Raw genomic sequence first — 12382 nt, 5'->3', positions numbered from 1 at the left:
CGCCTGGGCGGCGACGAGTTCGTGGTGATCAGCCTCAGCCGCCATGGCGGGGACACCGCAGCCGCCGCCGAAGATGGCCTGGCGCGCCGCATCGCGCAGGCCACGCAGGGGCGCTTTGAACTGCCCGGCGGGCCCGCGCTGGACTACAGCGGCCCCAGCGTGGGCGTGGCCACCATGCCCCCCCACCCCGACCACCGGGCCGAAGACGCCCTGCGCACGGCCGACCGGGCCATGTACCAGGCCAAGCGGGCCCGCCGCACCGCCGCGCCCGCATCGCCCTCCGTGCGGGCTTAAGGGACTGAAGAACGGGGGCCGCCCAGGCCATGCCGGCAGCACCCCCTGACCAAGCCCCCTGACCGATAATCCGGGCGCTCCCTTTGCCATCGCCCGCCATGCCGTCCACCGCGCCCCACGCGCCCACTACCCCAGCGCGCGTGCTCGCCGTCATCCCGCCGATGACGCAGCTGAACACGCCGTACCCCTCCACCGCCTACCTCACCGGTTTTCTGCGCTCGCGCGGCGTGCAGGCCGTGCAGGAGGACCTGGCGCTGGCCCTGGTGCTGCAGCTGCTGTCGCCCGAGGGGCTGGGTGCCGTGGCCGAGCGGGTGGACGCGCTGCCGCTGGCGGCCCGCAGCCCGGCCGTGCAGTCTTTTGCCGCGCAGCAGGACCGCTACCTCGCCACCGTCGGCCCGGCCATCGCCTTCCTGCAGGGGCGGGACAGCACGCTGGCGCACCGCATCGCGGGCCGGGGCTACCTGCCCGAGGGGCCGCGCTTTGCATCGCTGGACGTGTACGTGGACGACGAAGGCGGCGACCCGCTGGGCTGGGCCTTTGGCGCCCTGGGCCTGGCCGACAAGGCCAAGCACCTGGCCACGCTGTACCTGAACGACCTGGCCGATGTGCTGCGCGATGCGGTGGACGAGCGCTTCGAGTTTGTGCGCTATGCCGAATCATTGGCGGGCAGCCAGCCCACATTCGACCCGCTGGCACAGGCCCTCGCCGCACCACCCACGCTGGTGGACACGGCGCTGCAGCAGCTCACGCACGCGGCCATCGAGCGGCACCAGCCCACGGTGGTGCTGCTGTCGGTGCCGTTTCCGGGGTCGGTGTACGCGGCCTTCCGCATTGCCCAGGCCATCAAGGCGCGCTGGCCGCACATCGCCACCGTGCTGGGCGGCGGCTTTGTGAACACCGAACTGCGCGAGCTGGCCGACCCGCGCGTGTTCGACCACTTCGACTTCGTGACGCTGGACGCCGGCGAGCGCCCGCTGCTGGCGCTGCTGGAGCACCTGGAAGGCCGGCGCGGCCAGCAGCGGCTGGTGCGCACGTTTATCCGCGATGACGCGGGCCAGGTGCAGTACATCAACCTGATGGAAGCCGATGTGGCCTTCGCCGAGGTGGGCACGCCCACCTGGGACGGCCTGCCGCTGGACCGCTACCTGTCGCTCTTGGACATGCTCAACCCCATGCACCGGCTGTGGAGCGACGGGCGCTGGAACAAGCTGACCGTGGCGCACGGCTGCTACTGGAAGAAGTGCAGCTTCTGCGACGTGGGCCTGGACTACATCGGCCGCTACGAAGGCGCGAGCGCCAGCGTGCTGGCCGACCGCATCGAATCCATCGTGCGCGAGACGGGGCAGACCGGCTTTCACTTCGTGGATGAGGCCGCGCCGCCCAAGGCGCTCAAGGCACTGTCCACCGAGCTGATCGCCCGCAACGCCGGCATCAGCTGGTGGGGCAATGTGCGGTTTGAAAAAACCTTCACCCCCGAACTGGCGGAGCTGATGGCCGACAGCGGCTGCATCGCCATCTCGGGCGGCCTGGAGGTGGCGTCGGACCGGCTCTTGAACCTGATGAAAAAGGGCGTGTCGGTGGACCAGGTGGCGCGCGTGACGCGGGCCTTCACCGACGCCGGCATGCTGGTGCATGCGTACCTTATGTATGGCTTTCCCACGCAGACGGTGCAGGACACGGTGGACGCGCTCGAATACGTGCGCCAGCTGTTCGCCAATGGCTGCATCCAGAGCGGCTTTTTTCACCGCTTTGCCTGCACCGTGCACTCGCCCGTGGGGCAGAACCCCGACGAATACGGCATCACGCTGGCCCCGCTGCCACCGGGCGGCTTCGCCAAGAACGACGTAGCGTTCACCGACCCCACGGGCGTGGACCACGACGCGCTGGGCGCGGGTCTGAAAAAGGCCATCTACAACTACATGCACGGCATCGGCCTGGAGGACGACGTGCGTATGTGGTTCCCCTTCAAGGTGCCCAAGACCACGGTGCGGCGCGACCGCATCGAGCGGGCGCTGCGCGAGCGGGGATGACGGCAGGATATTGGTAAAAATGCCGCTCACCGCTTGCTGTATCTACATTTGCAGCTATTGATTTTGCAGTACACCAGGCACATTGTCGGCCGGCTGTGGCCCCCGTGCGCCACGGCCTGCAGGCTTCGGGCGGGGGACGTTCACCCCTTTTGCGTCTGATACGCCTTGTCGGCCGGCGGGCCCCGGTCCGTGTCCTGCAGGCCCCGCTTCACGTCTTCATAGGCCTGCTCCACCTCGGGGTGCCGCACACCGTCGGTCATGTCGACCGACTGGTCCCGCTCGTGCGGCAAACGCCCTTCGGGCCCCTGCAGGTCTTCCGGGCCACCGTCAGGCGAGCCCTGCGGCTGCGTGGTGCTGACGCGCCGCTCGGTGCGCGCGGGAATGGGGGCGGAGGGGACGACGTGGTCCTCGGTCGGACGGGGGGGTGATGTGGTCATGGGAATCAACCTCTTCTGGCTCATTGCAGTCTTGTGGCTTGGCGGGGTGTCCTGCCAGGGGCAGCACGCCAACCGCTGCGGAGCCCCTACGCTACCCGGTCCATCCCCGCCGCGCTGTAGGCGCGCGTCCCACGTCGGTGCGGGTGCATGGAATGATCTGGTGACGCTGGAAGGTCAATGCAAGCTGCACTGCCCACCCGCCCCCTTGCCGCCGGTGCACTCACGGCGCGCAGTGCAAGCATGCGACACTCACACTGTATGTCTCAACAGGTATGGGCCGCGCAGGCCCTTGAATCTTTCGATGCGGTGGTGAACGCCACCGAGGGTTTTCGCAGCCGCCCTGGCCAGCGGCGGATGGCCGAGCAGGTGGCGCACACTTTCAGCCGCGCCACGCTGGGCAAGGTGGATGACGAAACGGGCGAGACCGCGCCCACACGCGCCATTGCCGTGATCCAGGCCGGCACCGGGGTGGGCAAGTCGCTGGCCTATTGCGCGCCCGCCATTGCGCTGGCGCTGGCGCGGGGCACGCGGGTGCTGATCTCCACGGCCACGGTGGCGCTGCAGGAGCAACTGGTGCACAAGGACCTGCCCGCGCTGGCCGCGCGGCTGCCGCAGCCGTTCAAGTTTGCGCTGGCCAAGGGGCGGGGGCGCTATGTGTGCAAGCTCAAGCTCGACCGGCTGGCGGGCACGGGCGAGGCCGAGGAAGAAGCCGACGACGACCTGTTTGCCGAGGAAGAAGCCGCCGCCCGCGCCAAGCGGCCCCGGCATGAGACCGAGGCGCGCATCCAGTTCTATTCCACGATGGCGCAGACCTTGTCGAAAGGCGCCTGGGACGGCGACCGCGACAGCCTGGACACGCCCCCCGAACCCGAGGTGTGGAGCCCCGTGGCGGCCGAGGGCGCGTCGTGCACTGGCAAGCACTGCCCGGCGTTCAGCCAGTGCACCTACTACGACAAGCGCAAGGAGCTGGTGGGCGCGCAGGTGATCGTGGCCAACCACGACCTGCTTCTGTCGTCGCTGGGCGCGCGCGTGCTGCCCGAGCTGGACAACTGCCTGCTGGTGCTGGACGAGGCCCACCACCTGCCCGCCACGGCGCTGCAGCAGTTTGCCTGCAGCATGGACCTGTCGCGCATCACCTGGATCGAGCGCCTGGCCAGCCGGGGCCTGCGCATCGGCGCGCTGCTGGAGGTGGAGGAGATTGCCGACATCCCCAAACATTCAGCCCAGCTGCGCCAGACGCTGCAGGACCTGGCGCGCATCGTGATGGATGTGTATGGCGAGGCGCTCAAGAGCCAGAGGGACACCTGGGGCCCGGCGCGCGTGCGGGTGCCACGGGGCGAATTGCCCGCGCCGTTGATTGCGCCGCTGGGCCTGCTGGCGGCCAGCGCGGAAGGCTTCCTCGAAGCCCTGCGCGCCATCAGCAAGGCCCTGCGCGCCGAGATGCGCGACAAGCCCGACGAGGCCCGGCGCCTGTCCACGCTGTACGCGCAGATCGGCATGCTGGCGCCGCGCCTGGAAGAGCTGCACGCCGCGGCGCAGCTGCTGCTGCAGGATGCGCCCGAAGGCGCGGTGCCCGCGTCCAAGTGGTTCACGCTGGAGGTGGATGGCGACTTCATCGTGGTGAAGGCGCATGCCAGCCCCATCCTGCCCGGCAGCGCGCTGCGCACGCACCTGTGGAGCGCCGTGCGCGGCGCGGTGCTCACATCGGCCACATTGACGAGCTGCGGCAACTTTGACTTCTTCTTGCGCGAGGCCGGCCTGCACGGCGATGATGCCGCCACCACGCTGGAAGTGCCCAGTCCCTTCAACTACGCCGCGCAGGGCACGCTGATCACCGCCGAGACGCACGCAGACCCGAAGAACGCCGCGCAGTTCACCACCGAGATGGTCGATGCGCTGCTGCACGACATCGCCCGCGTGGAATACGGCGCGCTGGTGCTGTTCACCTCGCGCGAGCAGATGCGCCAGGCCGTGGACGCGCTGCCTACGGCCATGCGCAGCGTGGTGCTGGTGCAGAACGCGCTGCCGCGCACGCAGCTGCTCAAACGCCACCGCGAGCGGGTGGACAGTGGCGAGCCCTCGGTCATCTTCGGCATGCAGTCGTTTGGCGAGGGGCTGGATTTGCCGGGGCGGCTGTGCGAATCGGTCTTCATCACCAAGCTGCCCTTCGCCCCGCCCGACGACCCCGTGGGCGAGGCCCGCGCCGAATGGCTGCGTGCCGTGGGGCGCGACCCGTTCAGCGAGCTGGTGGTGCCAGCCACGGCCATCCGCCTGGCGCAGTGGGTGGGCCGCGCCATCCGCACCGAGGAGGACCAGGCGCATGTGTATTGCTACGACAAGCGCCTGGTGCGCACCAGCTACGGGCAGCGGCTGCTGAAGGGGCTGCCGCCGTTTGCGCTGGTGCAGAGGGCGGCGGGGTGAGCGCCAGACCAGCACATAATTCCGCCATGCACATCAGCCCTTTGCTCCATGCCCGGATCGCTGACATCTGCCGACGCTATCACGTGCGAAGAATGCAGATGTTTGGCTCCGCCGCGGTAGACCAGGAGCGGCCCGACAGTGACGTGGATCTCCTGATCGAGTTCATACCCGGCGAAGCACCCAGCGGTTTCGGGCTGGTGAACATGCAGGACGAGTTGTCGACAGCATTTGGCGGACGCCGGATCGACATGGCGTTTCCGTCGGTGTTGGACAACCCGTATCGCCGCAGAGCCATTGAACCCCAACTGCGCGCGTTGTACCAATGACGATGGACCGCACTCCCGCGCATCTGGCGGACATGCTGGGTTTTGTTCGCGAGCTACGCAGCCTCGTCGCCCCCCCATTGACTGTGCAGGCGTTTGAGGCCCAGCGGGTCCTTTGTCTCGCTGTCGAGAAGCTGTTTATCAACCTGGGCGAAGCCGCGTACCGCGTAGACGCGGCCACTGCCGCAAGGCTGCCGGAGATTCCTTGGCGCCAGGTCATCGGGCTTCGGAACATACTGGCTCACGGGTACGAGCATGTAGCGCACGAAGTGTTGTTCAAGACGATTCGCGATGACCTGCCGGCATTGGAGCTTGCGGTCACCGAAGCATTGAATAACTTCGATTCGGGCTCTGCGTAGAGCAGGCTGGCCCAGCACCTGTCGGACAAACCCCCACGCCTTGCCGCGCTGCCTGCCGACGCAGCCCGCATGTCTCGGCGCCTACAGTGGGTTACACATTGCCAGCCCCCCTGTGGCCCCCCGGGCCGCGCCGATGGCGAACACATCGCTTGCGGGGCTGGCGCATCACCCCGCTGGAGACCCCTCATGCAACACGACCCGACCGCCCACGAGACCCTGTGGAAGCTCATCAAGGACATTCGCTTCGGCATGCTCACGCACCGCACCGCCACGGGCATGCTGCACGCGCACCCGCTGACCACGCAGAACAAGCAGATGGACGAGCACAACGAGCTGTTCTTCTTCATCCCGCGCTCGGGCGAGCTGTATGAGCGGCTGCTCACCGATGGCGAGGTCAACGTGTCCTATGCCAACCCTGATGACGACAGCTATGTGTCGCTGTCGGGCCAGGCGCGCTTTGTGGAAGACCGTGCGAAGAAGGAAGCGCTGTGGTCGCCCATGGCCAAGGCGTGGTTTCCGGGCGGTGTGACGGACCCGGACCTGGCGCTGCTGGCGGTGCGCATTCGCCACGCCGAATACTGGGACGTGGACGAGAGCAAGATGGTGCAGCTGTTCAAGATGGCCAAGGCGGCGATGACCGGCGAGCCGCCGCGCAACCTGGGCGAACACAAGGAACTGACGCTGTCCTGAGCGAACGACGCCCGCTGCCCGCAACGGGCGGCCGCGATGGCGGGCCTGTCGCGGCACAATGCGGGCCCATGCCGCCCATCGCCGTCATCGACTTTGAAACCACGGGCATCTCGCCCGGCCAGGGTGCTCGTGCGACCGAGGTCGCCGTGGTGCTGCTGGAAAACGGGCGGGTGGTGGACCGGTTCCAGAGCCTGATGCGGACCGGCGCGTGGATCCCGCCCTTCATCACGCAGCTCACGGGCATCACCAACGCGATGGTGGCCGCCGCGCCCGATGCGGCGCAGGTGATGCGTGACGCTGCACGCTTTGTGGGCGACGCGCCCATGGTGGCGCACAACGCGGCGTTCGACAGCAAGTTCTGGCAGGCCGAGCTGGCACTGGCCGGGCTGCAGGCACCGCAGCCGTTTGCCTGCACGGTGCTGCTGTCGCGGCGGCTGTACCCGCAGGCGCCCAGCCACAAGCTGGGCACGCTGGTGGACTACCACGGCCTGCCGCGCACGGGCCAGGCCCACCGGGCGTTGGCCGATGCCGAAATGGCGGCCGCGCTGCTTGGCCGCATGCAGCATGACCTGCGCACCCGCTGGCGCGTGGCCGACCCCAGCCACGCGCTGCTGCAGTTGCTGCAGCGCTGCGCAAAGCCCAAGGTGGACGCGCTGCTGGCGCGCCACGCCGTCGATTCGCTACAACTTTCATAGCTGGCTGCGCTTGTCAGATAAGCGCTAAAGGCACTTTTTATTCAATACTTGCTGCATACTGCGGCCCGGGCGGGGCGCGCGCTCGCTCCATTCACCACTGCGATGAAAGGTTGGGCCATGCTGTTTCTGGTGCTGGGACTGGTGCTTTTTCTGGGTGTGCATTCGGTGCGCATCGTGGCCGAGGGGTGGCGCGCGCAGATGCTCGGCACACTGGGCGAGGGCGGCTGGAAGGGGCTGTATTCGCTGGTGTCTGCCGTGGGCTTGGCGCTCATCGTATGGGGTTACGGGCTGGCGCGGCAGCAGCCGGTGGTGCTGTGGGCACCGCCCACCGGCATGCGCCACGCAGCGGCCCTGCTCACGCTCATCGCTTTCGTGCTGCTGGCCGCCGCCTACGTGCCGCGCAACGCGATCAAGGCGCGGCTGCGCCACCCCATGGTGATCGCGGTGAAGGTGTGGGCGCTGGCGCACCTGCTGTCCAACGGCAACCTGGCCGACGTGTTGCTGTTTGGCAGCTTTCTGCTGTGGGCGGTGTTCAGCTTTCGGGCCGCGCGGCAACGCGACCGCGCCCAGAACCTTGCGCGTGCGCCAGGCACAGCCGCCGGCACAACGGCGGCGGTGCTGGTGGGCGCGGCCGCCTGGGCAGGCTTTGCGTTCTGGGGCCACGCCTGGCTCATCGGTGTGGCGCCGCTGGGCCGGTAGGGCCTTGGCAAAGGGGGCGGGCGCCAGATCCCGGAAAATCTCTGCTTTCCGCCTTTCTTTTTCTTGACGACGCCACACGGCCTTTCTCTGCATGACCGACGCCATCCACCCGTCCGCCACCACCACCAACACCACCCCGCCCGCGCTGCCCGACCACCTGTCGGTGGACCCCCGCAGCCCGCACCACGTGCCCGCCGTGTTCGAGCATGACATCGGCATCCGCTTCAACGGCAAGGAGCGCAGCGACGTGGAGGAGTACTGCATCAGTGAGGGCTGGGTGAAGGTGCCCGCCGGCAAGACGGTGGACCGCAGGGGCCAGCCGCTGATGATCAAGCTCAAGGGCAAGGTCGAGGCTTACTACAAGTGACCGGCCGGGGCGCACCGCCCGCCGATGCCGCCATCACCGGCGCCCCCGCCCCCTGGGTGATCCACTGCGACGGAAGCGCCGTGCCCAACCCGGGGCGCATGGGCCTGGGGGCGGTGCTGACCGGCCCCGATGGCGTGGTGCGCCACCAGATCTCGCAAGCCACCCATTTCACCGGCTGCAACAACGAGGCCGAGCTGCGCGCGCTGCTGGCCGCGCTGCAGTGGCTGACGGCAGCACCACCCGAGGCCGAGGCCACGCCAGCCCGGCTGCGCGTGGTCAGTGACAGCAGCCTGCTGGTGCAGCAGCTGGGCCCGCAGCCCGGGGCCCCCATCGTGCGCCTGGCACCGCTGGTGGACGCCGTGCGCAGCGCACTGCAGCCCTTTGCCGGCGTGGAGCTGGTCTGGGTGCCGCGCCACCGCAACACGCAAGCCGATGCCCTGGCGCGGGCTGCGCTGGGTTTGGCGCCCAAGGCGTCGGCCAGGCCGCCATCGAAGAACCACAAGTCGAAAGCGAAGCGGATGTAACACCGGCGCGCGTAGCGGCAGAACGCGCAGCGCAGCGCCTGTCGACCCGGCACCGGCGAAGCAGCCGCAGCCTACGCAGGGTCCAGCCCCCGGGCTGCGCGGTAGGCCGCGATGCGCGGCAGCAGCGCCTTGCGGCGCGCCAGGCTCGCGGCGGGCCACAGGGCCTCGCGGTCGTAATACTGCGGCTCGGCCGGTGTGCCCGGTGGCAGCTGCACCCAGGGCTGTTTGGAGGCGGTGAAGATGTGCACATTCGGCGGCAAGGCGTCGGGCGTGTCGAGCGTTCCCACCCGCACAAAGGCCACCAGCGGCCCCGCCCCCGCATAGTGGCTCCACAGGGCCACATGGCAGTGCGGGCAGCGCGCCACCTTCTGGCCCAGGCCGCTTTCCGACGGGGTGTCGACCACCTCCACCGTGCCGGTGAGGCGGGCCACGCGGTCGGCCTCGATCATGGCGTTCAATGCAAACGAGGCCCCGCTTTCGCGCTGGCACCAGCGGCAGTGGCAGCAGTGCACGAACAGCGGCGCGGTCTCCATGCGAAAGCGCACATGGCGGCAGGTGCAGCCGCCTTCCAGCGGAAAAACAGGTTCGTCAGGCAGGGTGGTGGACATGGCGGAGTTTTCAGGCGGTGGACGTGTGCCCGGATTCTGGCGCCGAAGGCTCGGCCGTGCCAGCGTGCAGTGCCGCCGCGCGGGCGCGCAGCAGGCTTTGCTCCTGCAGGTTGCGCGTGAGCTGCGCGGCCTGCTCGAACGCGGCGCGCGCTTCGGCGGCACGGCCCAGCTTGGCCAGCAGGTCGCCGCGCACGCTGGGCAGCCAGTGGTAATGCTGCAGGCTCGCGTCCTGCACCAGCGCATCCACCAGCGGCAGCGCGGCGGCGGGCCCCAGCGCCATGCCCACGGCCACGGCGCGGTTCAGGGCCACCACGGGCGAGGGCGACACCTGCAGCAGTGCGTCATACAGCGCCACGATGTGGTGCCAGTCGGTGTCTTCGGCGCGCAGCGCGCGCGCGTGGCAGGCGGCAATCGCGCCCTGCAGCGCATACGGCCCCCAGGGCTTGCCGGCGCGGGCCAGCTGCTCGGCCTGGTCGAGCGCGGCCAGGCCGCGGCGGATGAGCAACGGGTCCCAGCGCGCGCGGTCCTGGTCCATCAGCAGCACGGGCTGGCCGGCACCATCGGTGCGCGCGGGCAGGCGCGAGGCCTGAATCTCCAGCAGCGCCACCAGGCCCAGCACCTCAGGTTCGTCCGGCACCAGGCGGGCCAGCACGCGCACCAGGCGCTGCGCTTCGCCACACAGGGCCGGGCGCATCCAGTCGTCGCCCGCGGTGGCGGCGTAGCCTTCGTTGAAGATGAGGTAGATGACCTCCAGCACCGAGGCCAGGCGCGGCGCGCGCTCGGCGGCGCCGGGCACCTCGAAGGGCACGTGCGCGGCGGTGAGGCTGCGCTTGGCGCGCACGATGCGCTGGGCCACCGTGGGCTCGGGCACCAGAAAGGCGCGCGCGATCTCGCCCGTGGTGAGCCCGCCCAGCAGCCGCAGCGTGAGCGCCACGCGCGCCTCGGTGGACAGCACGGGGTGGCAGGCGGTGAAGACCAGGCGCAGCAGGTCGTCGCCGATGTCGTCCTGCTCGGCCTGGACCAGCGTGTCCACCACGTCGGGGGCCTGGTGCGCCTCCAGCGCCTCCAGGTCGGCGCCCAGCGCCTCGTGCTCGCGCGCCTGCATGGCCTGCTGGCGCAGGTGGTCGATGGCGCGGCGCTTGGCGGTGGTCATCAGCCACGCGGCGGGGTTGGCGGGCAGGCCGGTGGCGGGCCAGTGCTCGAGCGCGGCCACGAGCGCGTCCTGCGCCAGCTCCTCGGCGCGGCCCACGTCGCGCGTCATGCGCGCCACGCTGGCGATGATGCGTGCGGCCTCGATGCGCCACACCGAGTCGATGGTGCGGTGCAGCGCCTCGCGGTCGGGCAGGGCAGGGGGTTTCACTTCACGATCTGGAAGGTGGGCATGGGTCCGGCGTATGCGTCCACCGCCTCTCAGCCCAGTGCCTTGCTGGCATCCACCATGTGCACGTATTCCCAGGTGTGGCCGTCCAGGTCGTCAAAGCTGCGCGAATACATGAAGCCCAGGTCCTGCGCCGGGCGGGGCTCGGTGGCGCCCGCGGCCACGGCCTTGTCGACCAGGGTGTCGACGGCGTCGCGGCTGTCGCACGAGAAGCACACCAGCACCTCGGAGGTGGCGCGCGCGTCGGCAATCGCCTTGGCGGTGAAGGTCTGGTAGAAGTCCTTGACCAGCAGCATCACAAACAGGTTGTCGCCCGTGACCAGGCAGGCGCCTTGGTCGTTGGTGAAGTCGGGGTTGAAGCTGTAGCCCAGGGCACGAAAGAAGGCCTGCGAGCGGGCCATGTTCTCGATGGGCAGGTTCACAAAGATTTGTTGGTGCATCTTGTCAGTCTCCGGGAATGGGGAAGGTAAGGGGAAGCGGTGGTTTTGGCAAAGGGGTTTGAAAGCGGCTACGACCCCGCCGGCTTTTGCACCACCGCCTGCAGGTAGGCCAGGCCATCTTCAAAGTCCTGGCCCACCATGCGGTCCATGTTGAAGAACAGGTGCGCGATCTTGGCCAGGTAGGGCACGGGGCCATGCAGCGCCCAGGTGACGCGCGTGGCGCCCGCGCCTTCGGGCTGCAGCGTGAACTCGGCCCGGTTGTGGGCTTCGAAGGGCGCGACGAAGTCGAGCTTCATGTCCACCCGATGCGGCGCCGTGGCGTCCACGATCTCCATGCTGCCCGTGCCCACCTTGTCGCTCTGCCAGGCGTAGCGTGCGCCGGGGCCGGCCGTGGTGGCGCTGTATTCGCCCTTGAGGGCCGGGTCCTTGCGTTCGTAAGGGTTCCAGGTGTTGAACTGGCGCAGGTCGTGGATCAGGCCGAACACGCGTTCGGGCGGGGCCGCAATCACGCGGCTGCGCTCCACGCGGAAGGTGTCGGGCCGCGTGGCGGCATAGGCCAGCAGCAGCCCCAGGGCGGCCAGCAGGATGAGGGCAATGGTCTTGAGCATGGAAGGAGTCCTTGCGGTGTGCAAACAAACCGGTGCTGGGAGGGCGCGCCTCAGCCGTGCCGCGCCTGCAGTTCGCTGAACTGCTCCACGCCGTCCACCCCGGCGAAGTCTTCCATCTCGAACAGCTGGCGCACCTCGATCTCGGCGTCCAGCCCTTCGCCGCGCGGGTTGGGAAACCGGCGCGTCCATTCCAGCGCCTCTTCGCGGGTGCGCACCTGGATCAGCGTGTAGCCGGCAATCAGCTCCTTGGTCTCGGTGAACGGGCCGTCGGTGACGGTGCGCCCGTCCGCGCCATAGCGCACGCGCCAGCCTTGCGCGCTGGGCTTGAGGCCACTGCCGTCGAGCAGCACGCCGGCGCGGGCCAGCTCCTCGTGGTAGCGGGCCATTTCGGCCATCAGCGCGGGGCCGGGCATGCAGCCCTGCTCGGATTCGGAAGTGGCCTTGATGATGATCATGAATCGCATGGGGGTCTCCATATGGGGGGTTGGAAGTTGCTGAGGGCCTGCTGC

The 12382-nt window shown here is 69.1% G+C and carries 16 protein-coding genes; 10 read left to right on the top strand and 6 right to left on the bottom strand.

All coding sequences use genetic code 11. The annotated features are described in order from the left end of the window. A partial coding sequence (locus ACOQFS_RS02265; protein ID WP_421561361.1) for a diguanylate cyclase domain-containing protein occupies positions 1–294 on the top strand: 294 nt, incomplete at its 5' end. A 161-nt stretch (positions 295–455) separates the two neighbouring features. Beyond that, positions 456–2324: a B12-binding domain-containing radical SAM protein gene (locus ACOQFS_RS02260; RefSeq protein WP_421561368.1), complete on the top strand. Its 1869-nt coding sequence runs from the start codon at positions 456–458 to the stop codon at positions 2322–2324. Between the two features lie 140 nt (positions 2325–2464). Here ACOQFS_RS02260 and ACOQFS_RS02255 read toward each other — a convergent pair whose 3' ends face one another. Then, on the bottom strand, positions 2465–2761 hold the full coding sequence (locus ACOQFS_RS02255) for a hypothetical protein (protein ID WP_421561360.1): 297 nt from the start codon (positions 2759–2761) through the stop codon (positions 2465–2467). A 258-nt stretch (positions 2762–3019) separates the two neighbouring features. Here ACOQFS_RS02255 and dinG point away from each other — a divergent pair, with 258 nt between their 5' ends. The 8 genes from dinG (at position 3020) to ACOQFS_RS02215 (ending at position 8839) form a co-directional block, all read left to right on the top strand. Further along, positions 3020–5182: an ATP-dependent DNA helicase DinG gene (gene dinG, locus ACOQFS_RS02250; protein ID WP_421561359.1), complete on the top strand. Its 2163-nt coding sequence runs from the start codon at positions 3020–3022 to the stop codon at positions 5180–5182. A gap of 26 nt (positions 5183–5208) precedes the next feature. Then, positions 5209–5508 carry a nucleotidyltransferase family protein gene (locus tag ACOQFS_RS02245; protein ID WP_421561358.1) on the top strand — a complete coding sequence of 100 codons (300 nt, stop codon included), beginning with the start codon at positions 5209–5211 and terminating at the stop codon, positions 5506–5508. Between the two features lie 2 nt (positions 5509–5510). Then, on the top strand, positions 5511–5864 hold the full coding sequence (locus ACOQFS_RS02240; RefSeq protein ID WP_421561357.1) for a DUF86 domain-containing protein: 354 nt from the start codon (positions 5511–5513) through the stop codon (positions 5862–5864). A gap of 186 nt (positions 5865–6050) precedes the next feature. Next, complete coding sequence (locus ACOQFS_RS02235; RefSeq protein WP_421561356.1) at positions 6051–6554, top strand: pyridoxamine 5'-phosphate oxidase family protein; 504 nt, start codon at positions 6051–6053, stop codon at positions 6552–6554. A 68-nt stretch (positions 6555–6622) separates the two neighbouring features. After that, positions 6623–7249 carry a PolC-type DNA polymerase III gene (locus ACOQFS_RS02230; protein WP_421561355.1) on the top strand — a complete coding sequence of 209 codons (627 nt, stop codon included), beginning with the start codon at positions 6623–6625 and terminating at the stop codon, positions 7247–7249. Between the two features lie 117 nt (positions 7250–7366). Then, positions 7367–7948 (top strand): NnrU family protein, encoded by a 582-nt coding sequence (locus tag ACOQFS_RS02225; RefSeq protein WP_421561367.1) that lies wholly within the window; start codon positions 7367–7369, stop codon positions 7946–7948. A gap of 91 nt (positions 7949–8039) precedes the next feature. Beyond that, positions 8040–8315, top strand: coding sequence for a DUF3297 family protein (locus ACOQFS_RS02220; protein ID WP_421561354.1), 276 nt, complete (start codon positions 8040–8042; stop codon positions 8313–8315). Continuing rightward, positions 8312–8839 (top strand): reverse transcriptase-like protein, encoded by a 528-nt coding sequence (locus tag ACOQFS_RS02215; RefSeq protein ID WP_421561353.1) that lies wholly within the window; start codon positions 8312–8314, stop codon positions 8837–8839. Before ACOQFS_RS02220 ends, ACOQFS_RS02215 begins: the two co-directional genes overlap by 4 nt. Before the next feature lie 71 nt (positions 8840–8910). Here the strand turns inward: ACOQFS_RS02215 and ACOQFS_RS02210 are convergent, their stop codons facing one another. The 5 genes from ACOQFS_RS02210 to ACOQFS_RS02190 all read right to left on the bottom strand — a co-directional run bounded on the left by ACOQFS_RS02210 (position 8911) and on the right by ACOQFS_RS02190 (position 12337). After that, complete coding sequence (locus ACOQFS_RS02210; RefSeq protein WP_421561352.1) at positions 8911–9447, bottom strand: GFA family protein; 537 nt, start codon at positions 9445–9447, stop codon at positions 8911–8913. 10 nt (positions 9448–9457) lie between these two features. Then, positions 9458–10807, bottom strand: a complete 1350-nt coding sequence (locus tag ACOQFS_RS02205) for an RNA polymerase sigma factor (protein ID WP_421561351.1) — start codon at positions 10805–10807, stop codon at positions 9458–9460. Between the two features lie 50 nt (positions 10808–10857). After that, positions 10858–11265, bottom strand: coding sequence for a VOC family protein (locus tag ACOQFS_RS02200; RefSeq protein ID WP_421561350.1), 408 nt, complete (start codon positions 11263–11265; stop codon positions 10858–10860). A gap of 68 nt (positions 11266–11333) precedes the next feature. Beyond that, complete coding sequence (locus tag ACOQFS_RS02195) at positions 11334–11873, bottom strand: SRPBCC family protein (protein ID WP_421561349.1); 540 nt, start codon at positions 11871–11873, stop codon at positions 11334–11336. Between the two features lie 50 nt (positions 11874–11923). Further along, positions 11924–12337, bottom strand: a complete 414-nt coding sequence (locus tag ACOQFS_RS02190; RefSeq protein ID WP_421561348.1) for a YciI family protein — start codon at positions 12335–12337, stop codon at positions 11924–11926. Positions 12338–12382: the final 45 nt, after the last annotated feature.

Source organism: Paracidovorax sp. MALMAid1276 (assembly GCF_049198005.1).
Lineage (GTDB): Bacteria > Pseudomonadota > Gammaproteobacteria > Burkholderiales > Burkholderiaceae_C > Acidovorax.
Note: the sequence above shows the minus strand (reverse complement) of the source record. Positions and strands in the feature narration are given on the sequence as shown.

Excerpts from the sequence above, each read along its gene's own strand:
- ACOQFS_RS02260 (WP_421561368.1), top strand. The coding sequence starts at position 456 with ATGACGCAGCTGAACACGCCGTACCCCTCCACCGCCTACCTCACCGGT.
- ACOQFS_RS02255 (WP_421561360.1), bottom strand. The coding sequence starts at position 2,761 with ATGACCACATCACCCCCCCGTCCGACCGAGGACCACGTCGTCCCCTCC.
- dinG (WP_421561359.1), top strand. The coding sequence starts at position 3,020 with ATGTCTCAACAGGTATGGGCCGCGCAGGCCCTTGAATCTTTCGATGCG.
- ACOQFS_RS02245 (WP_421561358.1), top strand. The coding sequence starts at position 5,209 with ATGCACATCAGCCCTTTGCTCCATGCCCGGATCGCTGACATCTGCCGA.
- ACOQFS_RS02240 (WP_421561357.1), top strand. The coding sequence starts at position 5,511 with ATGGACCGCACTCCCGCGCATCTGGCGGACATGCTGGGTTTTGTTCGC.
- ACOQFS_RS02235 (WP_421561356.1), top strand. The coding sequence starts at position 6,051 with ATGCAACACGACCCGACCGCCCACGAGACCCTGTGGAAGCTCATCAAG.
- ACOQFS_RS02230 (WP_421561355.1), top strand. The coding sequence starts at position 6,623 with ATGCCGCCCATCGCCGTCATCGACTTTGAAACCACGGGCATCTCGCCC.
- ACOQFS_RS02225 (WP_421561367.1), top strand. The coding sequence starts at position 7,367 with ATGCTGTTTCTGGTGCTGGGACTGGTGCTTTTTCTGGGTGTGCATTCG.
- ACOQFS_RS02220 (WP_421561354.1), top strand. The coding sequence starts at position 8,040 with ATGACCGACGCCATCCACCCGTCCGCCACCACCACCAACACCACCCCG.
- ACOQFS_RS02210 (WP_421561352.1), bottom strand. The coding sequence starts at position 9,447 with ATGTCCACCACCCTGCCTGACGAACCTGTTTTTCCGCTGGAAGGCGGC.
- ACOQFS_RS02200 (WP_421561350.1), bottom strand. The coding sequence starts at position 11,265 with ATGCACCAACAAATCTTTGTGAACCTGCCCATCGAGAACATGGCCCGC.
- ACOQFS_RS02195 (WP_421561349.1), bottom strand. The coding sequence starts at position 11,873 with ATGCTCAAGACCATTGCCCTCATCCTGCTGGCCGCCCTGGGGCTGCTG.
- ACOQFS_RS02190 (WP_421561348.1), bottom strand. The coding sequence starts at position 12,337 with ATGCGATTCATGATCATCATCAAGGCCACTTCCGAATCCGAGCAGGGC.